Genomic DNA, 25,727 nt, shown 5'->3' with positions numbered 1-25,727 from the left:
TTAATTGATTTGGGGTTAACTAATCTCTAATTAGTTTCTAGTCATTGCGGTTAACATACCACCGTAAACTCCGTTTAAAGAAGAAAGGTTAGTAGATAAAGATGCCATTTGATCCTTAAGAGCAGATGCATTTTGTACAACTTCTTCATTAACTGAAGCTTGTTTACTAGCACTTTCTAATTGCACTTTATATAAGCTGTTCAAAGACTCCATTTGAGCTGCAGCTTGTACCATTTCATCAGAGTACTTTCTTGTAGACTCCATAGCGTCAACTGTTGGGGCAATACCCTTAGCTGCACCTTCGAAATTACGGATACTAGATCCAAGACTTTCCATTAAGCTAGCATCAACACCGGCTTCTTTTAATAAGTCGTCTAATTTACCAGACAATGAAGCTTCTGCTTCTTTAATTTCTTGAGCTTCGTTGCTTTTTGCAACTCCCATAGAAGCACCACCGGCTAATTCTGGATATACCAAAGACCAATCGTACTCGTCATCTACTGGCTCGAATGCACTAATTGCAAAAATAAGTGCTTCTGTAATAAGACCTATCGCGAGAAGAATACCACCGTTAAGCGGTCCAAGTTCCCAGTGAAGAATCTTAAACAAAGCACCAAGAATTACTACTGATGCTCCAAGGCCGTAGGCCATGTTGAATAATTTTTTTGTTGATTTTGACTGTGCCATAATTTAAGGTTTAATTTAAAAATTAATGTTAATAATAAAGATTTGGTTTACTGTTTGATTTGTTTATCGTCATCTTCTATGGCTAGAAGAATCTGATGGTGTATTTGTATTTGTGTATTTAAAACTTTTACTAAAGTAGTATTCCGACTTGATTTTTGAAATACTACTAATATTGTATTTTTATCTACTGGTTTTCCTGTACTGTAGGCAATACTTTTAGCCAGCTGTGTCATCTTTTAATCTACTCTACTCTTACTTTCTATTGAGTTGAATCTTCTTCACCCATGTAATCCTGAACGGTTCTAAAACCAATGTAACTACGGGCAGAATCTGCATATTCATAATCTCTTGTACTTACCTGCAAAAAGTAAGCCACATCTTTCCAAGAACCACCTCGTATTACTTTTCTAGCATTTGCCCCATCGCCACCGTTAGGGTTCATAGTAGAAACGAATTCGTAAGATGATGGATCATAACTAGAGTTTGTCCATTCAGACACGTTACCGGCCATGTTGTAAAGATTAAAGTCGTTTGGTTCATATGATTTGGCTTCTACAGTATATAAAGCTGCATCTGCTGCATAATCCCCCCTTTGCGGTTTAAAGTTTGCCATAAAGCAACCTGTATCGCTTATTACATAAGGTCCACCCCATGGGTAAGTTCCTCCTTCAATACCTCCTCTGGCAGCATACTCCCATTCAGCTTCTGTTGGTAACCTGAATTGGTTTACAAATTGCTTGCCTTTACTTTTTTGATCATCGTTCTTGAACTTTGTTCTCCAGTTACAGAAAGCTCTTGCCTGCTGCCAAGAAATACCGACTACTGGATATTCACTGTATGCATCATGCCAGAAATAATCATTATGCATTGGTTCATTGTACGAATATTCGAAATCACGAATCCAAACTGTTGTATCAGGATAGATTTCAAGTTCTTCTTGGCGGATAAAATCTTTTCTGCTTCCTGTTCTAGAACGTGCGGCAGCTTCAATATCCATCCAGCTATACTTGTACTTCAATTTTGTAACATCAACAGTACGCTGACCGTTATAAGACTCTTCTTCAGGAATATACAATGAATCCATAACCTCTGTATAGTACTCATCTGGATAATCCGAAATATCCCAAACAAGATCTTGGTCTTTATTCAATCCACGTCCTTCAAAACCAGTCTCGCCCATGCCGGCATAATTATCCAACATGTACTTGTCATAAGCCGAAAGTTTAGTCGTATCCGCATCTTTAAATGCATACTCGCCAATACCTTCATCCTCTGGCCCAAGACCTAATTCGTCTGCCAATATGGCCAATTTTGTTCTAGTTATGGAATCTTGCACCCATTCTACGAACTGGCGATACTCGCTATTCGTAATCTCAGTGTCATCCATGTAGAACGATCTGACCGTTACGGTCTTTGTTGGCGCGTTCAGAGTTTTTGCTTGGTCCTCTTCGGATTTTCCCATGATAAAGGATCCTCTTGGAATGAGTTCCATCCCATGAGGTTTCTCAGGATACCACTTCTTTCCTTGGACCCCAACTAGCTCTCCCTTTGTCTTTGATCCGCAACTGCTGAGCAAAAAAACAAACGCTATAGATGATAACAATAGCTTTTTCATACTTTAGGTTAAATTTCGATTCTGGTTATAAACTGCAAATACTATGATTTAATTCTACACTCTAAAACTGTGATTTAATCAAATTATTGTATCGATAGCAATTATACTATATATTTTTTTTACTCAATTAAAACCTTTTTTATAGGCCTTGAACCACCGCTCAGGAATGTTTTGGTCGCACGCTTCCAAATAGTCCTTTTTAGTGCATGGTAATAACGCCGATGAATTTGATTTAGTATGCGGCGTTAGTATAGAAGGCACCTCTACCCACCACCTATCTGTTAGGTGACTCTTGTGAAAGGTAAGCTCTTCGGTATCTGTGGGTACAATATACTTTGTAAAGTTTTCACTACTCTCAAAAGGCGATTCGTTTCTTCTAAAATTGTAACCTTCGATGAAATACCAAATTATCTGGGCCATCAGCTGGCACGATTGATTGGTATTTTCCATTTCATAGATGCCAAAAATACTCACTTTATCACTAATTCCCGAATATCTTGCTATGGCACATATCTCTCTTCCAGTAAATCCGTTGGGAGAAAAATCATTAGATAATCCAATTTCACTAGCTCTAACTGCTCGAGCATCCATACTTATCATATGTGCATTACGCAGGACTGGTTCGGCTAAAGAAATATCAGAACCCAGCTCACCTAAACGGTAGGCATCAAAAAAGAGGCGCTCCATTAGGTCTATTTCTTCTTGCGCATTAAAATAGCTTTGATACCCTATATTAGAGAAATTGAATAGATTATTGGGCTTATCAGTAATAATCTTGCTCATGTATGAATGTGATGAGATAAGCTCATCATCCATACCAAAGTCAAACCTACTGTCTACCGCAACCAAATTCACCAAGTCTACAATACCGTCAAACGAACGGTAGGCAGGATACGTAATATCTTGAGTTGCACCTATTATAATGGGAATTATTTTCTTTTCAAGAAGTGCCGAGAGTGTATTCTTTACTACAAAATAAGTGTCTTCTACTGTTGCCCCCTCCTCAATATCGCCCATATCGGCCAATTTTGAATTCCAGTTTCCTAGCAATAGCTTATAAAGCTGAATACGAATTGCTGAAACATCTAGCTTTTCCGTCTTCTTTTCAAAAGCGTTTCTAGACTCTTTTACCCCCAAAAGGGCAATGGAAACATTTTCCAGATCAGGAAGACCATCTCTTTTGTTATGTATTCTTGTATGCTTACCCAAAGATTGGGCGGCAAATAGTTCACAGTGAGCCATTACTTTGTCTTCTACTGGAACTAAAAAATCAAATGCCATTTATTCTTAAAGATTATTTATGTTTAAATCATAGAGACGCATATGATGCGCCTCTATTTTCTATCTTATAAAACTATTAATTCATAACCAATACGCACGTACTTAGGACTTTTACTTTTTTGCTTTTGGCTTCGCCTTAGCCTTGGGCTTCGCTTTTGCCTTAGTTTTTTTCTTTGGAGTTTTTTGCTCGATGAGCTTTTTAGCTTCGTCCAAAGATATTTTTGTTGCATCTACAGATTTCGCAATCTCTACCTTAATCTTACCTTTTAAGATATTGTGACGGCCCCACCTAGCTTTTTCGATACGAATACCTTCATCTGGCCAGTTCTGAACAACTTTATCAATCTCTTTCTGCTTTTTAGCCTCAATTAACTCAATAAGATCATCGTTCGAAAGATTATCGAAATCATATTTCTTATTAACATTAATGAACATACCATCCCATTTAATGAACGGTCCAAATCTACCGGTACCTTTAGTTACTTCTTTATCCTCATAGGTGTATATAGGTGCATCTGCCTTTTGTTTTTCCTTTATTAACTCAACCGCACGATCAAAATCTACATCAAAGGCACTTTCACCTTTCTCTAATGAGACAAATTTCTTACCAAAACGTACATAAGGTCCAAACCTACCTACATTAGCTTCTATCTCCTCCCCTTCATAAACCCCTAACTTTCTTGGAAGCTTAAAAAGTTCCATAGCCTCATCATAAGTAATACTGGCCAATGATTGTTCAGGCAATAGACTTGCAAACTTTGGTTTTTCTTCGTCATCAACAGTACCCATCTGAACCATAGGTCCAAAACGACCCAATCTAACGGATACCTGACGGCCTGATTTAGGATCTTCACCTAAAATACGTTCTCCACTAGCACGCTCAGCATTTTCTTGAACATCTAGTACGTTAGGATGAAAGTCTTTATAGAAATCTTTCATCACTTTTTGCCAATCTTCTTCTCCCTCGGCTATCTCATCAAAGTCTCCTTCTACTTTTGCCGTAAAGTTATAATCAAGAATAGTAGCAAAGTGACTTACTAAAAAGTCATTTACAATCATACCTATATCAGTAGGCACAAGCTTACCTTTATCGGAACCTACCATTTCAGAGAGATTTTTTACTTGTACAGCTCCTTCTTCTAAAAGTAATTGCACATAAGCTCTTTCCGTTCCTTCTATAGTACCCTTCTCTACATAACCTCTATTCTGAATAGTAGAAATAGTTGGTGCATATGTAGACGGTCTACCAATACCCAATTCTTCAAGCTTCTTAACCAATGATGCTTCTGTAAAGCGGTACGGTGGTCTTGAAAAACGTTCGGTTGCTGTAATATAATTATTCTGTAATGCCTCACCTACCTTCATAGCCGGAAGCATACCTTCTTGTTCTTCAGCAGTATCTTCTTCATCAAGCCCTTCCATATACACCTTTAAGAAACCATCAAATTTGATGACCTCTCCATTAGCGGTAAACTGTTCTGAATGCGTACTTGTTTGAATTTTAACATTGGTACGCTCCAATTGTGCATCACTCATTTGCGATGCTATGGTACGTTTCCAGATTAATTCATATAATTTGGATTGATCACGCTCAAGCGATGGAGACTGATTTGTAATTTCCGTGGGTCTAATGGCCTCGTGAGCTTCTTGCGCTCCTTTAGCTTTCCCTTTAAATTTACGAACGGTGCTATATTTCTCACCATAGTTATCTATAATAGCATCTTTAGTTGCCGTAATAGCTTCACTAGAAAGGTTAACGCTATCAGTTCTCATATAAGTAATAAGACCTGCTTCGTATAATCTTTGTGCAACTTGCATAGTTCTACCTACTGAAAAATAGAGCTTTCTTGAAGCTTCCTGTTGCAAAGTTGAGGTTGTAAAAGGTGCTGAAGGTGATTTTTTAGCCGGTTTCTTATCTAAATTCCCAACCGAAAAATCTGCTCCTATATTTTTATCCAAAAAGGCCTGGGCCTCTTTTTGCGAAGGAAATGTCTTATTCAGCTTTGCGGTAAACACACTCCCTTCTAAGGTTTTAAAAACTGCTGATATCCTAAAAGATGCTTCTGCAGTAAAACCTTCAATATCACGCTCACGCTCAACAATAAGACGAACAGCAACAGATTGTACCCTACCTGCGGAAAGGCCTGGTTTTATTTTTTTCCATAATACGGGAGAAAGCTCGTACCCCACCAAACGGTCTAAAACCCGTCTTGCCTGTTGGGCATTTACTAAGTTGTAGTTTATTTCACGTGGATTTTCAATCGCTTTCTGAATAGCCGATTTGGTAATGGAGTTAAAAACAATACGTTTAGTCTTGCTTTTATCCAATTTCAAAGTCTCTGCCAAATGCCAAGAAATAGCTTCACCCTCTCTATCTTCATCACTCGCGAGCCATATAGTCTCTGCTTTTTTTGCAAGGTCACCTAGTTTTTTAACGAGGGCCTTCTTGTCTGTATCGACAATATATTTTGGTTCAAAATTATTCTCTACATCTACACCCAGTTCTTTGGAAGGCAAATCTGCGATATGCCCAAAACTAGACTCTACCTTAAAGTCTTTTCCTAAAAACTTTTCTATCGTTTTTGCCTTTGCGGGGGACTCTACTATTACTAAATTCTTAGCCATTCATGGTTTGTTTGATAAAACAAAAGTAATTGAATTTTTTAATTAGAGGCCATACCTTATATAATAGGTATAAAAAAACGCCCATGTTTATCGGGGCGTTTTTAATTCATTTGGCAGTTAGTTACTTTAAACTGAACGTGCTGAGCAAGCTGATATCATTATTTAAATATTTATATTGAAATAGCTCCTTATCTCCTATCATCAGTAATGAGTCCTCAAGAGGTATAACATCATAGGTAATAATATCTTTGAAATGACTTACCAACTTCAAGTCGTTTACATTGGTCTTATCATATACCTTTAAACCATCGTCACCATCACAAACAAAAAGTAAATTATCTTTGAAACCTATCCCATAAGGACCTTCTAACGGATAAAACTTCTCCAGCTCGGGGTTTATCAAGTCCGAAACGTCTACTATATAAAATCCGCTTTCAGTACCACCGCACGAATTTCCACCTCTAAGGGTTACAAAAGCATAATCACCATCTACCACAACAGGGTCGCAGGCCGTACCGTGAATAAACTCTGAAACAAATTCGGGTTTTTCAGGTGATGAAATATCATATATATACATGCCTTGTGTTCCTCCTACAAATAAAATATCACCTTGATTATATATGGTCTCAATAGCACCGTTCGTATAAACGTCCTCAAGAGTCTTAGGATTATCTAAATCTGAAATATCAAATACGCTAATACTAGACCATTCTACCGCATATAAATAATCTTCAACAATTTTAAATCTAGCCAAGGACCCGCCTTGCCCGGTATCACCGCCAGATGTTGATTCCGCAGCACTATCATTGAGTGCTATATCAACATTAGAATCGTTAACCCCATATTTATCCTGAAGTTCTTCTTCTGAAAGACGTTGAGATTTTACTTCCCAACCCACAATAGCCTCTTTGCTAGCGTCAAAATCTCCATAATCATAAAAATCTGCTTGTGGCCAATCTACATCAAAACCAACGGTACACCAGAATTGCTGATAGATAGCGTCTTCTATTCTTTGTACCATTGTTATATTATTGATGTCCGAAATATTCATTATCACCAAATCACCATAACTATCCGCATACAAGCGGTCATTTTTTATAGAAATATCATAATTACCTTCAAGCTTTATGAATGAAATGGCTTCTGGATTTTCCGGATTACTATTATCTATTACATGAAAACCTCTATGCACATCATTAACGAAAATATAATCTTGATACGCATAAATTTTACCGGATTCTACCATGGAAACAGGTTCTGTAACCGCAACGGCCTCCTCCTTAAACTCAAGTAAATTTGTGGTTACAGGAGTTGCTACAAGATATTCATTGCCCTGAAGGTCATCTTTATCATCGTTACAGGAAGAAAAAGTGACTATAGCTGCTATCAACAGTGAACAAAGGTTCTTTTTCATAGTTTGGCTTTTATTTAAAAAACAGTCGATACGCTTACCGACTTATCTACAAATCAGATACACCAACTTAACATACGTTGCGTATGTAAATAGAAAAAACTTATTTATTCGTTGAACTGCCTAACAAAGTTTGCTCCCTTTTAAATATTAAGCCGGTTGAAATTGTTTCAAATATTATGGTATAAGAATCCCAAGACTACAGCTCATTTCTAAGTTCGTTAGAATGTTTTAGTCATTCGTTAAATTTTTGAGTCTCATCCATGATATTTTGTTTTCATCCGATGACATAGATTCTTTTGGACCAAGTTTTATCCCGAAAGCTCCAACAAAAACATCTACATCTCCATCTTTATCATAATCCTCTACATCTATAGTTTGCCAACCAATTTTTGGAGCATTAGCCACACTTGTTGGTTTATACTTATCTGCTCCCTCATTGATCAGCAAAACAATACTTTTAAAATTTTCATCTTTTAGATTTCCAAAATTAGAAACCGTAATAATATCTTTTTTACCATCTAAATTAAAATCTGCCACCCTTATTTTGCTTGCACCGTGGTAAGGATAAAAGTATGATTCCAAAAACCCCCCTTCATTTTGACTCACATAAACACGAACTCCATGATAATTCTTTAATACCTCAGAATAATCTGCGTTATCGCCATTACTAACGACAATATCTAAATCTCCATCATTATTCATATCCACAATTTCAAAATCATTCACTCCAAAAGCTGGATGAAACTGTAGAAGTTTTTTAGAAGTAACCTTATTCCCTTCAAAAGAAAAAGCAAGTAAAGATTCGCTTTCCTGTGTAAACAAGGCTAATAACTCCTCCTTGCCATCATTATCAATATCTACGAATTCAATTTTTATACTACCAGAAAGCTCTTGTATAACATGCCTCTCATAGAATAAATCGCCCTTGTTTTCATACCAAGCCAAGCTACCTACTGTATTTCCAAATTCACAGACTACAACATCTTCAAAACCGTCGCCATTAACATCATTTTGCAAAAAATCTACCGGTCTCCTTAATCCGTCAATAAATATGTTTCCTAATTTCAACACCCCACTCTCTTCGTCTGAGGGATATAAAGAACCTATAGCTAATAAAGATTGTTCCTCTTTGAGAAAAGACATCCTCACGGGTGGGCTTTCTAACTTTTCTTTTTTAATTATTTCTCCATCAACAGTAACTTGTATTAAAGAAGAATTTCTACCATCACCTAAATACAATTTTCTTGTTTTAGAATTATAATCTAGCATGGTAACTATTGAAGAAGGAATACTATCATAAGAAAATGTTTTAATTTTAAATATAGAATTGTCTTTTAATATAGGCTGCTCATAAAGCTCAATTTCCTTGGGCGCTGTTATTTTGTAATACATAACCAACTTTTCCCATTCTTTCTGAGATAATAATGGCTTACTTGGGTAGACATCTCCAGATGAACCTTTTTCATAATATTCAGGACCATGATTAGACATCCCTAATCGCAAACCCATTTCTGGTAATGTTTGAGAAAGCCAAATGTTTGAGGGCAGTAAAGATGGTTCCGGAAACATATGACATGAAGCGCATAGCGTTTTTGCTAACACTTCTCCTTCAGATTGTTTTTGCTTTGGCTCACAGCTTAATAGTGTACAAAGTAAAAAAGCAAGCAACAACCAATTGTAGGGATTCTTATAAACAATCGTAATCTTCAAACTCAAACAAATTAATTATGGTAAATGTAAAGATGATTAAAAATCAAAACATATTGTTTTTATTAAGGTGTTTTGTTTTTTCTTAAACTACTCAAACAGCCAATTTTAGAATTTTTATAAAAACTTTACACCTGTCAATTTGTCATCAGTTTGATTTTAGCGTTATCTTTGCTGCCCGTTAGTTTAGAAAGGTTACAATAGATATGGAGAAAATTATAGACGAGTCCCTTCAGGGTTCTGCCCTGGCACTTAAGAAGAAAAATGCTAATGGCAAGAAGCTTTACATTGAAAGCTATGGCTGCCAAATGAATTTTTCAGATAGTGAAATCGTTGCATCCATCCTAGCCAACGAAGGCTTTGACACAACACAAAATCTTAATGAAGCGGACCTAGTCTTAGTAAACACCTGTTCTATACGGGAGAAAGCTGAACTAACGGTTCGTAAGCGTTTAGAGAAATTCAATGCTATAAAAAGAGACCGTCCTCATATGAAAGTTGGTGTACTTGGCTGTATGGCAGAGCGTTTAAAGCATCAATTTTTAGAAGAAGAAAAAATAGTAGACATGGTCGTAGGCCCAGATGCCTATAAGGATCTGCCCAATTTAATCCAAGAGATAGATGAAGGCCGCAATGCCGTAAATGTTATTCTTTCTAAAGACGAAACCTATGGGGATGTTTCCCCTGTAAGGCTTCACTCTAACGGTGTAACCGCATTTGTTTCTATTACCAGAGGTTGTGATAACATGTGTACGTTCTGCGTGGTCCCTTTTACCAGAGGCCGCGAACGTAGTCGTGATCCACAGTCTATATTGGACGAAGTGCGCGATCTATCCCAAAGAGGTTTCAAGGAAATTACACTTTTAGGCCAAAACGTAGATAGTTATTTATGGTATGGCGGAGGATTGAAGAAAAATTTCGAAAAAGCTACAGATATGCAAAAAGCTACCGCTGTAAACTTTTCGCAATTATTGGAGAGAACAGCCTTAGCCTATCCTAAAATGCGTATTCGTTTTTCAACATCCAATCCACAGGATATGACGTTGGATGTTATCCACACCATGGCCAAACATAAAAATATTTGTAATGCCATTCACCTTCCTGTACAAAGTGGAAGCAATCGTATCTTAAAAGAGATGAATAGGCTCCATACTCGCGAAGAATATTTTGAACTTATTGATAATGCACGTAAAATCCTTCCTGATTGTTCTATTTCGCAGGATATGATTATCGGTTTCCCAACAGAAACAGAACAAGACCATAAAGATACCATGTCCTTAATGGAGTATGTAAAATATGATTTTGGTTATATGTTTACCTATTCTGAAAGACCAGGAACAATGGCCGAGCGTAAAATGGTAGATGATGTTCCCGAAGAAACAAAAAAACGAAGGCTTTCAGAAGTCATCGCCCTCCAAAGACAGCATTGCCAGGAACGCACGCAAAGACACTTAGGTAAGGTTCAAGAGATTTTGATTGAGAGCACTTCAAAAAAATCTGACGAACATTTTATGGGCCGCAACTCGCAAAATACGGTTGCCGTTTTCCCTAGAGAGAATTATAAAGTTGGTGATTTTGTTATGGTACGAATGGATGAATGCACTTCTGCCACCCTAATTGGGGAAGCCGTAGGATATTCAGAAAACAATTAAATACCAACACCCCGAACCACAGAGAACCATGGAAAATATACAAGCCATAAAACAACGATTTGAGATTATTGGCAATGACCCAAAACTCAATCGCGCTATAGAAAAAGCCATTCAGGTAGCCCCTACTGATATTTCTGTTTTAGTAACAGGTGAAAGTGGAGTTGGTAAAGAGGCTATCCCTAAAATAATTCATTCGCTTTCTCACAGAAAGCACGCCAAATACATTGCCGTTAACTGTGGTGCCATTCCAGAAGGTACTATTGATAGTGAACTTTTTGGTCACGAAAAGGGAGCCTTTACAGGCGCTACACAAACTAGAAGCGGTTATTTTGAAGTAGCCGATGGCGGAACTATTTTTCTAGATGAAGTCGGCGAATTACCCCTTACCACACAAGTTAGATTATTAAGGGTACTTGAAAACGGAGAATTTTTAAAAGTAGGATCTTCACAGGTTCAAAAAACCAATGTACGTATTGTAGCGGCAACGAACGTAAATATGTTCGAAGCCATTAAAAAGGAAAAATTTAGAGAAGACCTTTACTATAGATTAAGCACAGTAGAGATTAATATTCCGCCATTGCGCGAAAGACAGGGTGATATTCATTTGCTCTTTAGAAAATTTGCTTCGGATTTTGGACAGAAATACAAAATGCCAACCATCCGTTTGGATGATGATGCTGTAGACTTGTTGCTAAAGTACCGCTGGCCAGGTAACATCCGTCAGTTGAGAAATATTGCCGAACAAGTATCCGTACTTGAAGAAAGTAGAAGTATTTCATGGGCCACCCTTAACGGATACCTGCCAAATTCCAATAATTCCAACCTTCCTGCCGTTGTTGGACAAAAGAAAGCCGAAAGCGATTTCAGCAATGAAAGAGAAATTCTTTATAAGGTTCTTTTTGATATGAAAAGCGACCTTAATGACCTGAAAAAACTCACCTTGGAGCTAATGAAAAACAATGATGGCGAAAAGGTTCAAGAAGAAAATGAAGGCCTCATCAAAAAAATCTATGGTGACAATGGCGAAGAGCTAGAAGACGACTACAGGGACTCTCACGAAGTTCTGCGCTTGCCAGAGCCTAGAGCAGAAATGCCTGCGCCTAAACCCCCAACAGAAGATAAGTATCATTTTGCCGAAGAAATTCAAGAAGAAGAAACCCTATCTTTACAGGATAAGGAAGTTGAGCTCATAAAAAAATCATTAGAGCGCAACCGCGGAAAGAGAAAAGCTGCCGCTGCTGAACTTGGCATTTCAGAACGTACGCTATACCGCAAAATAAAACAATACGATTTGTAGCAGGCTCATACTATTAAATGAAACTGAAACGCCGCAACCTTAAATACATAATAAAATTTTGAAAAAGAACGCATACATAGTTTTTAGTTTAATTTTAGTCCTTACCCTAAACGGCTGTGGCGTTTACAACTTTACAGGAGGTAATGTAGGTACAGCCACTACTTTTACCATCCCTACTTTTCAAAACTACGCCACTCAAAACCCTGGCTCTACTTTTGAACCCGGTCTAGAAAGAGATTTCACTTTAGCGCTGCAAGACCGTATTTTAAACCAGACGACCCTTGACCTGGCTTCATCAAACGGAGATTTACTATATGAAGGTGAAATCGTAGAATACCGTATATCCCCAATGAGCGCAACGGCTGACCAGACCGCTGCCCAAAACCGTTTATCAATGGCGGTAAAAGTAAGGTTCTACAATAAAACCAAAGAAGATGCAGATTTTGAACAACGCTTCTCTTTTTTCTATGATTATCCTGCAAACTCACAACTTTCCTCAGTAAAAACCGAAGCTTTAGAAACAATTTTTGAAAGAATTACCCAAGACATATTTAACGCATCACTAGCGGATTGGTAAGTAGTATTCAGTTATAAAAACAAACCCTAAGAACCAACATACCTATTAGTAACCTTATAAAATGAACGTACAAGATTTTACATACCTCTTACAGCACCCAGATAAAGTGGTCTCCCCTATTCAGACCAAACAATTGGAAGATGTGCTAGAAGAGTATCCGTATTTTCAGGCAGCGCGGGCATTGCAACTAAAGGGACTTAAAAACCTAAATAGTTTTAAATATAACAATGCCTTAAAGGTAACCGCAGCCTATACAACGGATCGCGACGTCCTTTTTGATTTTATTACTTCAGAAGAGTTTTTACAGAATACCATTGCTGATAAAATATCTGGCAAGACGATAGCTTTGGTGGATACTGAAACAATCTCCGAAGAAATTGAGACTACTGCAAATAGTGATAGTTCAACAGAAACTCCAATCCCCCTAACCCCTGCCGATGCAGATAAACTATTAGACCCACAACTCTTTAGATCAAAGGACCCTAAGATTGACGAAGAAATTGCGGAAGCAAAAAGAAAAGCTTCAGAAAATCTAGAGTTGGGAGAACCCCTACCTTTCACCAAGCGAGAAAAATATTCGTTTGCAGAATGGCTGCAACTCACCACATTTAAATCGGTTAACAGAGATGATGAAGAAACACCGACGACAAAACCTGTTGAGGAGCCAGAGGCAATTGCATTTCCTTTAGAAGAAGAGATTTTAAAGAGAAAAAAGTTTGACCTAATTGATAAATTCATTGCAGATAATCCAAAAATCAATCCAAATAAAGACGTTCAAAAGGTTGTGATTGAAACTTCTGTCACCCTAGATAAGAAAGAGCTGATGACAGAAACTTTGGCCAAGGTTTATCTAGAACAGAAAAAGTATAAAAAAGCGATTCAATCTTATAAAATTTTAAGTTTGAAATATCCGGAAAAAAGTGGTTTCTTTGCAGACCGAATAAAAGCGGTAGAAAAGTTACAACAAGATAATAAGTAAAGTAGTTATGAGTACGTTTACCATATTTTTAATCCTCATTGTTATAGTCTGCTTTTTGCTAATCCTAGTCATCATGGTGCAAAATCCTAAAGGTGGCGGGTTATCGTCTTCTTTTGGTGGCGGTGGCAGTCAAATTGTAGGTGGTGTAAAAAAGACAGGTGATTTCCTAGATAAAAGTACTTGGACATTATCCATATTACTAGTAGTTCTTATATTGGCATCTAACGTTGCTCTTAAAGGTAACTTCAGTGACACCGATTCAAAACTTTTAAACGGAGACGGCATTGAGACCGTTGTTCCGGAAACAGTTCCAGAAGCTTTGCCAGAACAGGCACCTGCTCCGGTAAGTACGCCTGCCGAATAGCTTAGAAATTCCAAATAATAACATACAAAAATGCCAGCTTAGTGACAAGCTGGCATTTTTGGTTTAACAATGTGTCAGTTTTCATGTAATGGCATAATTTCTGCCCATTAGGATTCAAGAATATAATTTTTCAAACTAAAAACTAAAAATATGGCAAAAGTGAACATTAAACCATTAGCAGATAGGGTTCTTATCGAGCCTATGGCTGCTGAGACTAAAACAGCATCAGGTCTTTACATTCCAGATACTGCCAAAGAAAAACCTCAACAAGGTAAAATCGTTGCAGTTGGACCAGGCACCAAGGATGAAAAGGTGACAGTTAAAGTTGGCGATACTGTTTTATATGGTAAATACGCAGGCACTGAGCTTAAGCTTGAAGGCGTAGATTATTTAATGATGCGTGAAAGTGACGTTTTAGCTATCATATAGTTTCTTTCACATTCTAGTAACCACTAGAGTTCTTAAAGAAATACATAAGATTAATTTAAAATATTCTCACTTACGTGAGAAAAACAAATACTAATATTTATTATGGCAAAAGATATAAAGTTTGATATCGATGCACGCGACGGCCTAAAAAGAGGTGTCGATGCATTGGCAAATGCGGTAAAAGTAACATTAGGACCTAAGGGTAGAAACGTAATCATCAGCAAGTCTTTTGGTGCTCCACAGGTAACTAAAGATGGTGTAACTGTTGCAAAAGAAATAGAGTTGGCAGACCCTCTAGAAAACATGGGTGCCCAAATGGTTAAAGAAGTTGCTTCTAAGACTAATGACCTTGCAGGTGATGGTACTACTACAGCTACTGTTTTAGCTCAAGCTATCGTTAAAGAAGGTTTGAAGAATGTTGCCGCTGGTGCAAATCCAATGGATTTGAAAAGAGGTATTGATAAAGCTGTAGAAGCAATTGTTGCCAACATAGCAAAGCAATCTAAAAAAGTAGGTGATTCTTCTGAAAAAATTAAGCAAGTAGCTTCTATTTCAGCTAACAATGACGAAACTATTGGTGATTTAATCGCTAAAGCTTTCGGAAAAGTTGGTAAAGAAGGTGTTATCACCGTAGAAGAAGCTAAAGGTACTGACACTTATGTTGATGTTGTAGAAGGTATGCAATTTGACAGAGGTTACCTTTCTCCATATTTTGTTACCGATTCAGAAAAGATGGTATCAGAATTAGAAAGTCCTTATATCTTATTGTTCGATAAGAAGATTTCTTCAATGAAAGACCTTCTTCCTGTATTGGAGCCAGTTGCTCAATCAGGAAAACCACTTTTGATTATTGCCGAGGATGTTGATGGTGAAGCATTAGCTACTTTAGTTGTAAACAAATTAAGAGGTTCTTTAAAAATTGCTGCTGTTAAGGCTCCAGGATTTGGTGACCGTAGAAAAGCAATGTTAGAAGATATCGCTATTTTAACAGGTGGTACTGTTATTTCTGAAGAAAGAGGATTCTCTCTAGACAATACTACTCTAGATATGTTAGGTACTTGTGAAAAAGTACAAATAGACAAAGACAATACTACAATCGTAAATGGTGGTGGTGTTGCAAAAGATATCAAAACAAGAGTTAATCAGATAAAATCTCAAATTGAGACTACTACTTCTGATTATGACAAAGAAAAACTTCAAGAGCGCTTAGCTAAGCTAGCTGGTGGTGTTGCCGTACTTTATGTAGGTGCTGCTTCTGAGGTTGAGATGAAAGAGAAAAAAGACCGTGTAGATGATGCTTTACATGCAACGAGAGCTGCAGTTGAAGAAGGTATCGTTGCTGGTGGAGGTGTTGCATTGGTAAGAGCTAAATCTGTTCTTGCTAAAATAGCTACTGAGAATGAAGATGAAGCAACAGGCTTACAAATCGTAGCCCGCGCCATTGAAGCTCCTTTAAGAACTATAGTGTCTAATGCAGGTGGTGAAGGTTCTGTAGTAATCGCAAAAATCCTGGAAGGTAAAGGTGATTTTGGTTACGATGCAAAATCTGAAACTTATGTTGATATGATGAAAGCTGGTATTATTGATCCTGCTAAAGTAACTAGAGTAGCATTAGAAAATGCTGCATCTGTTGCTGGTATGATCTTAACTACCGAATGTGCTTTAACAGACATTAAAGAGGATACTCCTGCCGGCCCACCAATGGGTGGAGGCGGAATGCCCGGAATGATGTAGTGGCGAGGCGCCACAGCCAATTATTGATTAATTGGTTTGTGCTATCAATATTATAATATTAAACCGCTCTTGAATATCAAGAGCGGTTTTTTTATTCACTTCTACCAACAAAAAAACCATCCTTTTTTAAGAGATGGTTTTCCTGTCCGATGTCTAAATCCTATCGGGTTTACTGACTACTTCTTTTTAGGAGCAGCTTTCGGAGCGGCCTTTTTACCAGCTTTTGCTGATAACGGCTTAGCAGATGATTTACCTGCATTTTTTGCTTGTGCCATAATTTCGAGTATTAAATAAAACTAATCTAAGGTATATCACTTTTTGATTCGTGATATTTTCTTTGGCAAAAAATTAACTAAAATATTTTAAGCCATTTCAACTCAATTAAAATCAGCTTTATTATCCTAATGAAAAACTATTTACTCTTAATGATCAGCACCATCATCTGAATTATCTTCTCTATACCTGCAACAAGGATGAACACTTTCATATGCTTCTTCAGTTGCTTTTAATTCTTTGGTATCGTGACCAACAGCTACAATTGCCGTTTTAATTTTCATTGGGTCGGTTTTACGCTCATCCATAATTACCGCAAGTTGGTGTGTTGGAATGTCCCAAGAAGCATATTTTACACCTTTTACGTTAAGTGCAGCCTTCTCTATTCGTTCTTTACACATAGCACATTTACCGTCAACGTCAAAAGTCATTTTCTTATTCTTTTCCTGAGCAAACGTTACCAAGGTAATCAAGGCCATTGCAATTGATAAAATTGTAGTTTTCATATATCTTATTATTTGTTATTGTTATTGTTATTGAATTTTAATTCTAAAACCTCCGTAGAACATCCGGCCCATGATAGGTGAATATATAACAGTTGTATCAAAATTAGGGCCAAAAGGATTGTCAGCTCCTAAGACTGGATTATCCTGCTGTACGCCTGATAAATTCTCTCCACCTACATAAACTTCAAACGTATTAGAGAACACTTTTGTTATCTGAGCATTCATATGGTTATATGGAGATGATGTAGCCGCTAATTGATATGCTATTGGGTTTGAACTCGTATCCGGCAATCGCTTCTCTCCCACGCTGTGCAACGTATAATCAAACTTCCACTGTGAACCGTTATCCTTAGCTTTGGTCTCATACCCCAAGTTTGCAAAAAACAGATGCTGTGCCTGTAATGGCTTTTGAAGGTTCCCGCTTTGATAATCGGTACTTACATCATACTTCTTGTAGGCAGCGCGCAAATTTAAGCGAGGTAAAGGTTCATAATTTACTTCAACCTGAAAACTCTTCGCTTTACTATCTCCTTCTAGATTATAGAACGAAACTTCTTGTGGGTTTTCCCAATCCACCACTATTTGGTTCTTGAAATCAGTAATATAATAATCTACCGAAATATCACCTTTCCCATTTAGAAAATTAAACCCTTGCAAAAAACTTACACCGTAATTCCATGCATCTTCCGGGTCAAGACCATATACCTCCCCTCCAGAATTCAAGATTTTAATTTCCCGTGCCGAAGCGAACAATTGCTGGTTCTCCGCAAAAATATTGGCCGCGCGCTTGCCTCTGCCAAAAGAGCCTCGCAAACTTCCTTTTTCCCACGGAGTATAACGCATATGGAACCTCGGCGTAACGAACGTGCCTAACCTATTATGATTATCTACGCGAAGCCCCGCAGTAAGACTCACTTTTTCCAAATTCTCATAACTGTATTCAAAAAAAGCACCTACCGAGTGATCTTCCCTAGAATAATCCGTAGCAGTCACCATCTCATCATAACCATCATAGGCAAATGTCAATCCCGTTTTAAACTTGTTACGCGTATCTCCTAGTATGGAGTTGAAAAGTAAATTGGTATAAATGCTTTCATGGGTGATATCATATGTCCTAAAACCAAAATAAGAATCTTGCTTGTGCAGACTATACGCTGTTTGAAAACCAATACTCTGAAACGGAAGCTCAGGAAAGACGTAACCCAACTTTAAAGAAGCATCAAAACGACGGGTGTTGATTTCACTGCCCCATACTTCGGCTTCGCTCGGTATTGGTAGTACTGCTTTATTATCTACTCTATCCATAGCCGGGTTAAAATTGGTCTGGCCTACTTGCTTTTCATCGTTTAAGAATCGGACATTAAAAAAGCTGACCCATCCTTTTTCGGCATCTTGGTACTGCCAACGATTCATTACATTAATCTGATTGCCCAAAGGTGCATCTAGGAACCCGTCTTCATTATCATCTTCTTTCTGGGTTCTTTTATTTCCGTGTATATAAAGACCTGTACTCCACTTATCCGTTAGCTTTTTATTAAAATGTGTATTTAGCTCGTACCTGCCATTTTCGTTGAAATATCCATTTACAAAAACAGCATTATCGGTAAGAGGTTTGACCATTTCGGTATTGATTTGACCCGAAATACTTTCATAACCGTTCACTACACTACCCGCACCTTTCGTAATCTGAATGCTCTCTATCCATGTACCAGGTGTAAATGTTAGTCCGTATGCCTGCGAAGCACCACGAACCATAGGAATATTCTCTTGTGTAATCAACAAATACGGACTGGTCAATCCTAACATCTGTATTTGCTTAGTACCCGTTAACCCATCGGAAAGATTAACATCTATAGCCGGGTTGGTTTCAAAACTTTCGGCCAAATTACAACAAGCCGCCTTTAACAACTCTGCACTGTTTACGGTTACCGAATTCTGCGGACTAAAATAAGCCTTTTGTATAGGATCTCGCTCTTGTTGCACCACCACCTCATCTAATTCGTTAGATGGCTTTAGACTTACACGAATACTTTTAGGTTTATCTATAGTTAGCGTATCTGACTCATAACCCACATAACTAATGATTAATTTATTATATTCCTTTTTAAAGGGAATGGAGAATTTTCCATCCATATCGGATACCACTCCTATTTGGGAGTCCATCCAATACACATTTGCACCTGCAATCCCCATTTTTCCGGAATCTCCATCTTCTATGACTGTTCCTTCTACTTTTTCCTGAGAAAAAGAAAACCAAGGCAGCGCTAAAGAAATCAATACTACTATATATTTATTCATTTTTCTTTGATGAAATTTTATCAATTAACTTTTATCTATCGGCATACTCATATGGAAAACCGAAAACATGAAATAGAAATGAAGGCTGAAGAAAACTATACATTTGCTTCAACAAATTCAGTTTTATAAACCGAGGCCTGTTTCATGTAAAAACAATAAGAAATTGAAAAAAATCAAATCAAAAAAACAGCGTCAAGCAGCTGTATATCTTTGATAATATTAGGAGGAAGATAATGTGTATAATTAGAATTTTTTTCTACTACTGGCTCAAACAAGCCGACAAAGGAGTATATATATGAAGCCAGAAACACTTCCTGGTCCAAATCTAAATCGTTAAAAGATGGCTTAACATCGTTTTGCCCTTTCTTAGCGACCACTTCACTTTTACAGCAAGATTTTTTATCTATAGATGTAGTAGTTTCACTTTCTAAAAGCATGTTAGAACCACAATTTTCTGCTTCACCAAAAAAAGCTACATCTACCAAATGCCCCATACAATAGTGTTTCTCTACTTTCCAAGAGGTGGTAGTTGCCAGAAGCAATACTGCCATGACAAGCGAAACTATTTTATGTAACATATTTTTCATCAAGACAAAATTACATATTAATTATTCAAACAACTAAAACTGAACTCCATCAATACTGTTAAAACGTAAAACCATTGTACAGATTGCTCACTTTGGTCAAGACCTCAAAAAAAATCCGTACAAAAAAAGCAAACCATAAGTTTACCTCAGAATGTAAAGTCCCATGCTTTCAAAAGGGTACTTCAACCATAGAAACACTTGTACAACAGATGTATTCCAAACTCCTCATTTTCAGTTAAAATGCTCGATTTATCCGTTTTTTTTCACCTTTCACATACTTAACACCCCGTTTTTGAGTTATGACATGACGGATTAAACTTACAACACATCCGATTCACTAACCATATTGAACTTAAAATTTTAGTAATGAAAAAAAATATTAGAACAGTAGTAAAATCAGGATTTGCAATTTTTGCACTAGCATTTATGGTATCTAGCTGTAGTAGCGACGATGGCTCCGTGTTTGACACGCCTATAGATGAAGAACAAGACGACACAGATGAAGAAACCGTTGCTACACTTATAATTAACGACAGTGACTCTTCAGGCGACATTTTGTTTGCCGAAGCCTCTGGCGAAGTTAGCACAACAGTACCAGGACGTATCATTTATACATCTACCTCAAATCAAAAGAGGTTATATATTACCCAAAACGTATCTGGCAGTGGTGAAATGCCATTTAACAATTTCAACATAGAAGGTAAAGATCTTACACAAGCTCTAAAAGGTGATGGTTCTGTTGATTTAGATGGAGATACTCAGAAAGCTATTGATTTTACTTTTGAACTTCCTGTTCCAGATATTGATAACGGAGAGATTGTTTACCATTTTTGGACAACAACTGGAAAAGGAGATTTTAGAGATGCTAACAAAAGATTAGCTTTAGGGGTAGGAACTATCACTGTTAAAGTTGGTAACGGAGTTAACGCTGCAGCAGAAGTTCGTTCGTTTACAGATGTTAAACTATTTGCGCCGGCAGCAGACGGCACGACAGAATCATTCTTTTCTTTATTAGACGGAACCGTATACAAAATAAACAAAGGACCGGAATTCAGGGCTTTCTGGGATTTTGGATATTACTATACAACTGAAGCTTATTTTGCCTCAACAGCAACCTATGATGAGTCCTTTGGTTTTGACGTAGAAGGTTTAAAGCCTGGAGCGAGCGAAGAAAATGCTGCTAGCGAGACTTTGAACGAAACTTATTTTCAACTTTCTACAACAAACGGCACTGGTTTTGATGGAATTACTTTGTCAGGTGATTTAGACTTCGTTTCTCAATCAACTTTACAAACAACGGGTGTTTTAGCCGTAGGCGACGTTATTGAGTTCGTAGATAACTATGGTAAAAAAGGCCTTATAAAAATTACAGAAATCCAAGCAGGTTTTGACAACGATGACTATATTGTTTTTGACGTGAAAATCCAGCCTTAATACTATTCATATATCAAAAAGGGATGTCGTTAATTCGGCATCCCTTTTTTTGTTTTCAATAGTTTATTTTTGCATAAAAAATTAGCATGTTTAACGACTTACGAATCAAAACTAGCACTATACTTAACTCCGCCTCTTTAACCGTAGACGAACGCCTTCAGAACCTTTGCGAACTTCTTAAAGAAACTGTACCTCATTATGACTGGGTAGGGTTCTATTTTAAGAACGGAAACAAAGAAGAACTAAAGCTAGGACCATATGCGGGCGCTCCTACCGATCATATTATCATACCTTTCGGAAAAGGAATTTGCGGACAAGTAGCCGTATCTAATCAAAATTTTGTGGTGCCAGATGTAAAGGCGCAAGATAATTACATAGCATGCAGCATTACCGTAAAAGCAGAAATTGTAGTTCCTTTATTTATTGATGGTGAAAACGTAGGCCAGATTGATATTGACTCCAATACTCCTGACCCATTTACTGAAGAAGATGAGCGCTTTTTAGAGTTTGTAAATACCGAAGTCGCCAAAATCTACACCTTTTAATGTAACTTCAAGGACCTTTTTAGTTATCATAATGCCGTTTATCGATGCCGCCCCGTCTTATTTGACACAATCGGTTTAAAACTTTAGCAGTTTTGTTAATAACCTCGCCCATTTTTTCTTTCAAAAAAAGTATTTTTGCATGTCTTTAAAACTTAGTAACTACATCCCATTAAAATGAGCATCAAAAAAGCTTCTTCTGCACTGATTTCCGTATTCCATAAAGATGGATTGGAACCAATCATCAAAAAATTTCAAGAACTTGGTATTACTATCTACTCCACAGGAGGTACCGAAAAATTCATAAAAGACCTTGGTGTTGATGTCGTGCCCGTGGAAGATGTAACTAGTTACCCTTCTATTTTAGGAGGTAGAGTCAAAACGTTGCATCCAAAAGTTTTTGGTGGAATCTTAAACCGACAGGATAATGAAAGTGATGTTGCACAGTTGGAAGAATTTGAAATTCCTCAATTAGACATCGTAATCGTAGACCTCTATCCTTTTGAAAAGACCGTTGCAAGTGGCGCATCGGAACAAGATATTATTGAAAAAATAGACATAGGTGGCATTTCGTTAATTCGTGCAGCAGCAAAAAACTTTAAAGATGTCCTTTGTGTTTCCTCTATGGAAGATTACTCAGACTTTTTAAATGTTATCTCAGAAGGAAATGGTAGCACTAGCCTAGAAGACCGCAAACGTTTTGCTGCAAAATCGTTCAATGTTTCGTCTCACTACGATACGGCTATTTTCAATTATTTCAATAAAAATCATGACATCGCTGCTTTAAAGATAAGCGAGACCAACGGAAAAGTTTTACGTTATGGGGAAAACCCACATCAAAAAGGATTTTTCTTTGGTGATTTTGACGCCATGTTCGACAAATTACATGGCAAAGAGCTTTCATACAACAACCTATTAGATGTTGATGCAGCGGTAAATTTAATGCTCGAATTCAAAAATGACGAACCCACTTTCGCTATTTTAAAACATAATAATGCTTGCGGATTGGCACAACGCAGCACATTGCACCAAGCCTATGTAGATGCATTGGCGGGAGATCCTGTTTCCGCTTTCGGAGGAGTTCTAATCAGCAACAAAAAAATTGACAAAGCAACTGCAGAAGAAATTCATACGTTATTTTGTGAAGTAGTTATTGCACCTAGTTATTCAAGTGATGCCCTAGAAATTTTAAAAGGCAAAAAAAATAGAATTATTTTAATTCAAAATGAAGTCGAAATGCCAGAGATGACGGTTAGAACCTGTCTAAATGGAATATTGCTTCAAGAGAAAGACCACAGAACGGATACTTTAGAGGGTTTACAGTACGTAACTGACACCAGACCGTCAGAACAAGATCTTGAAGATTTAATTTTCGCTTCAAAACTATGTAAGCATACAAAATCTAACACTATCGTTATTGCAAAAAACAAGCAATTATGTGCTAGTGGAACAGGCCAGACCTCTCGTGTAGACGCCCTGAACCAAGCAATTCACAAAGCAAAATCATTTAATTTTGATCTTAAAGGAGCCGTAATGGCGAGCGATGCGTTCTTTCCTTTCCCAGATTGTGTAGAGATAGCCAATAAAAGTGGTATTTCTAGCGTTATACAGCCGGGCGGGTCCATTAAGGACCAATTAAGTATCGATTATTGTAATGAAAATAGCGTATCTATGGTTATGACAGGCACACGTCATTTCAAGCATTAATTTCATTACTTTTGTCGATGAAATACACCCCTTATCAAGCTAGTAACATAACCAAACAGATTACAAATGGGATTTTTTGATTTCTTGACTGAGGAAATCGCCATCGATTTAGGTACGGCGAACACCCTAATCATACACAATGACAAGGTAGTTGTAGATAGTCCATCTATCGTAGCCCGAGATCGTATTTCTGGCAAAATCATCGCCGTTGGTAAAGAAGCCAACATGATGCAGGGTAAAACTCACGAAAATATTAAGACTATCCGTCCCTTAAAAGATGGGGTTATTGCAGATTTTGATGCATCTGAGAAGATGATTAATATGTTCATAAAGAACATTCCTGCTTTAAAGAAAAAATGGTTTCCACCTGCATTGCGCATGGTTATATGTATTCCTTCTGGTATTACAGAAGTAGAAATGCGTGCGGTAAAAGAATCCGCAGAACGTGTAAATGGTAAAGAAGTTTACTTAATTCACGAGCCAATGGCCGCAGCTATAGGTATTGGTCTAGACATCATGCAACCCAAAGGAAACATGATTGTTGACATAGGAGGTGGTACTACAGAAATTGCCGTAATAGCTTTAGGTGGTATTGTTTGCGATAAATCTGTTAAGATTGCAGGTGATGTTTTCACTAACGACATTATTTACTACATGCGTACTCAGCACAACCTATATGTAGGTGAAGCTACCGCAGAAAGCATAAAAATAGAAATAGGTTCTGCCACAGAAGATTTACAGACTCCACCAGATGAAAAATCTGTGCAAGGTCGTGATCTATTGACTGGTAAGCCTAAGCAAGTTCAGATTTCATATCGTGAAATTGCTAAAGCATTGGATAAATCTATACTTCGTGTAGAAGATGCCGTTATGGAGACACTTTCACAGACACCTCCAGAACTAGCTGCCGATATTTATAACACCGGTATTTACTTAGCCGGTGGTGGCTCTATGCTACGTGGACTTGACAGAAGGTTATCACAAAAAACAGACCTACCTGTATACATTGCCGAAGACCCGCTACGAGCAGTAGTTAGAGGTACAGGCATAGCACTTAAAAACTTAGAGCGCTACAAGAGTATCCTTATCAAATAAAACCTAAAGATTTCGGGGCGATTTCAAAAGGTTTTAAACTTTATTTCCATTCGGAATTGCTTCGCAGGTTTCACCAAATCTAATAGTGAATGCAGCAGATCATCAATTTTATCATACGATATAAGAATTTCCTTCTTTATGTCTTTTTGATGATTGTTTCCTTGGGCTTTACGATTCAATCGCATTCGTATCACCAGTCGCGTTTTTTCAATTCTTCCAATTGGATAACAGGTAATATTTTAGAAACCTCCAATGAAGTTTCAACATATTTTGGACTCGATACAGAGAATCAAAAACTTATGCAAGAGAATAAAAACTTGCGCAAGTTACTATTCAACAGAAAAGAATTGGACACCATAGTCTTAGACTCAGTTCAACTAACCTACACTATTACAACTGGTAAAGTCATTAAAAATAGTTTTGCAGATCCACGCAACTACATTACTATAGACCAAGGGAGTAGAGATAGCGTTGCACCGGATATGGGTGTTATTACCAGTAAGGGTATTTTAGGAATTATAGAAAATACTTCCAAAAATTTTGCCACCGTACAGTCTATTTTAAACGAGAAATCCAACATTAACGCCAAGATAAAAAACACCGATCATTTTGGTTCCTTGGTATGGGACACAAAAAGGTATAACGTAGTTCAATTGGTAGATATACCCAGGCTAGTACCACTTACGATTGGTGACACCATTGTAACCGGAGGCATGAGCAGTATTTTTCCCGAAAACATTCCTATTGGCACTATTAGAAAATTTGATCTCAACACCTCTCAAAGTTTTTACACTATAGATGTGGCACTTTTTAATGATATGACCAATATTAAGAACGTCTATATAATAGACAATTCTTATCGCGAAGAAATTTTAAAACTAGAAAAACTAACGGAGACAAATGGTCAGTAATTATTACTTCTTA

21 protein-coding genes are annotated in these 25,727 nt (G+C 37.3%); 12 read left to right on the top strand and 9 right to left on the bottom strand.

Annotation, left to right across the window (positions count from 1 at the left end; genetic code table 11):
• Positions 1-30: 30 nt before the first annotated feature.
• The 6 genes from porL to IWB64_RS08585 form a co-directional block, all read right to left on the bottom strand.
• Positions 31-687, bottom strand: a complete 657-nt coding sequence (gene porL, locus IWB64_RS08610; RefSeq protein ID WP_194533627.1) for a type IX secretion system motor protein PorL/GldL — start codon at positions 685-687, stop codon at positions 31-33.
• A gap of 259 nt (positions 688-946) precedes the next feature.
• Entirely contained in the window at positions 947-2,302 is a 1,356-nt protein-coding gene (gene porK, locus IWB64_RS08605) for a T9SS ring complex lipoprotein PorK/GldK (RefSeq protein WP_194533626.1), read from the bottom strand.
• A gap of 123 nt (positions 2,303-2,425) precedes the next feature.
• Complete coding sequence (locus tag IWB64_RS08600; RefSeq protein WP_194533625.1) at positions 2,426-3,583, bottom strand: formimidoylglutamase; 1,158 nt, start codon at positions 3,581-3,583, stop codon at positions 2,426-2,428.
• A gap of 111 nt (positions 3,584-3,694) precedes the next feature.
• Positions 3,695-6,208, bottom strand: coding sequence for a type I DNA topoisomerase (gene topA, locus IWB64_RS08595; RefSeq protein WP_194533624.1), 2,514 nt, complete (start codon positions 6,206-6,208; stop codon positions 3,695-3,697).
• A 121-nt stretch (positions 6,209-6,329) separates the two neighbouring features.
• Positions 6,330-7,622 carry an LVIVD repeat-containing protein gene (locus tag IWB64_RS08590; RefSeq protein ID WP_194533623.1) on the bottom strand — a complete coding sequence of 431 codons (1,293 nt, stop codon included), beginning with the start codon at positions 7,620-7,622 and terminating at the stop codon, positions 6,330-6,332.
• A 228-nt stretch (positions 7,623-7,850) separates the two neighbouring features.
• On the bottom strand, positions 7,851-9,338 hold the full coding sequence (locus IWB64_RS08585) for an FG-GAP repeat domain-containing protein (protein ID WP_194533622.1): 1,488 nt from the start codon (positions 9,336-9,338) through the stop codon (positions 7,851-7,853).
• A 197-nt stretch (positions 9,339-9,535) separates the two neighbouring features.
• Here IWB64_RS08585 and miaB point away from each other — a divergent pair, with 197 nt between their 5' ends.
• The 7 genes from miaB to groL all read left to right on the top strand — a co-directional run bounded on the left by miaB (position 9,536) and on the right by groL (position 16,361).
• Complete coding sequence (gene miaB, locus IWB64_RS08580; protein WP_194533621.1) at positions 9,536-10,981, top strand: tRNA (N6-isopentenyl adenosine(37)-C2)-methylthiotransferase MiaB; 1,446 nt, start codon at positions 9,536-9,538, stop codon at positions 10,979-10,981.
• A 28-nt stretch (positions 10,982-11,009) separates the two neighbouring features.
• A complete protein-coding gene (locus IWB64_RS08575) occupies positions 11,010-12,278 on the top strand; it encodes a sigma 54-interacting transcriptional regulator (protein ID WP_194533620.1) in 1,269 nt (422 codons plus the stop codon).
• A gap of 58 nt (positions 12,279-12,336) precedes the next feature.
• On the top strand, positions 12,337-12,855 hold the full coding sequence (locus tag IWB64_RS08570) for an LptE family protein (protein ID WP_194533619.1): 519 nt from the start codon (positions 12,337-12,339) through the stop codon (positions 12,853-12,855).
• 61 nt (positions 12,856-12,916) lie between these two features.
• On the top strand, positions 12,917-13,834 hold the full coding sequence (locus tag IWB64_RS08565; RefSeq protein ID WP_194533618.1) for a hypothetical protein: 918 nt from the start codon (positions 12,917-12,919) through the stop codon (positions 13,832-13,834).
• 7 nt (positions 13,835-13,841) lie between these two features.
• Positions 13,842-14,198, top strand: a complete 357-nt coding sequence (gene secG / locus IWB64_RS08560) for a preprotein translocase subunit SecG (protein ID WP_155598097.1) — start codon at positions 13,842-13,844, stop codon at positions 14,196-14,198.
• Between the two features lie 150 nt (positions 14,199-14,348).
• The gene (locus IWB64_RS08555; RefSeq protein WP_038235730.1) at positions 14,349-14,627 is read left to right on the top strand and encodes a co-chaperone GroES; all 279 of its coding nucleotides are present in this window, start codon (positions 14,349-14,351) and stop codon (positions 14,625-14,627) included.
• A gap of 102 nt (positions 14,628-14,729) precedes the next feature.
• Entirely contained in the window at positions 14,730-16,361 is a 1,632-nt protein-coding gene (gene groL / locus IWB64_RS08550; protein WP_194533617.1) for a chaperonin GroEL, read from the top strand.
• 422 nt (positions 16,362-16,783) lie between these two features.
• On the opposite strand, the gene IWB64_RS08545 is transcribed toward groL, so the two are convergent.
• From IWB64_RS08545 to IWB64_RS08535, 3 genes are all read right to left on the bottom strand, one after another.
• Positions 16,784-17,140 (bottom strand): heavy-metal-associated domain-containing protein, encoded by a 357-nt coding sequence (locus IWB64_RS08545; RefSeq protein ID WP_194533616.1) that lies wholly within the window; start codon positions 17,138-17,140, stop codon positions 16,784-16,786.
• Between the two features lie 27 nt (positions 17,141-17,167).
• Complete coding sequence (locus IWB64_RS08540) at positions 17,168-19,438, bottom strand: TonB-dependent receptor (protein WP_194533615.1); 2,271 nt, start codon at positions 19,436-19,438, stop codon at positions 17,168-17,170.
• A 173-nt stretch (positions 19,439-19,611) separates the two neighbouring features.
• Positions 19,612-20,025: an HYC_CC_PP family protein gene (locus IWB64_RS08535; protein ID WP_226975833.1), complete on the bottom strand. Its 414-nt coding sequence runs from the start codon at positions 20,023-20,025 to the stop codon at positions 19,612-19,614.
• Between the two features lie 366 nt (positions 20,026-20,391).
• Between IWB64_RS08535 and IWB64_RS08530 the strand changes: the two genes are divergently transcribed.
• The 5 genes from IWB64_RS08530 (at position 20,392) to mreC (ending at position 25,714) form a co-directional block, all read left to right on the top strand.
• Positions 20,392-21,459 carry a hypothetical protein gene (locus IWB64_RS08530; RefSeq protein WP_194533614.1) on the top strand — a complete coding sequence of 356 codons (1,068 nt, stop codon included), beginning with the start codon at positions 20,392-20,394 and terminating at the stop codon, positions 21,457-21,459.
• Between the two features lie 86 nt (positions 21,460-21,545).
• Positions 21,546-22,004, top strand: a complete 459-nt coding sequence (locus IWB64_RS08525; RefSeq protein ID WP_194533613.1) for a GAF domain-containing protein — start codon at positions 21,546-21,548, stop codon at positions 22,002-22,004.
• Between the two features lie 174 nt (positions 22,005-22,178).
• The gene (purH, locus tag IWB64_RS08520) at positions 22,179-23,708 is read left to right on the top strand and encodes a bifunctional phosphoribosylaminoimidazolecarboxamide formyltransferase/IMP cyclohydrolase (protein WP_194533612.1); all 1,530 of its coding nucleotides are present in this window, start codon (positions 22,179-22,181) and stop codon (positions 23,706-23,708) included.
• A 66-nt stretch (positions 23,709-23,774) separates the two neighbouring features.
• Positions 23,775-24,803 (top strand): rod shape-determining protein, encoded by a 1,029-nt coding sequence (locus IWB64_RS08515; protein ID WP_155598089.1) that lies wholly within the window; start codon positions 23,775-23,777, stop codon positions 24,801-24,803.
• An 89-nt stretch (positions 24,804-24,892) separates the two neighbouring features.
• Positions 24,893-25,714 carry a rod shape-determining protein MreC gene (gene mreC / locus IWB64_RS08510; RefSeq protein ID WP_194533611.1) on the top strand — a complete coding sequence of 274 codons (822 nt, stop codon included), beginning with the start codon at positions 24,893-24,895 and terminating at the stop codon, positions 25,712-25,714.
• Positions 25,715-25,727: the final 13 nt, after the last annotated feature.

This window comes from Zobellia nedashkovskayae (genome assembly GCF_015330125.1).
Classification (GTDB): Bacteria; Bacteroidota; Bacteroidia; order Flavobacteriales; family Flavobacteriaceae; genus Zobellia; species Zobellia nedashkovskayae.
Note: the sequence above shows the minus strand (reverse complement) of the source record. Positions and strands in the feature narration are given on the sequence as shown.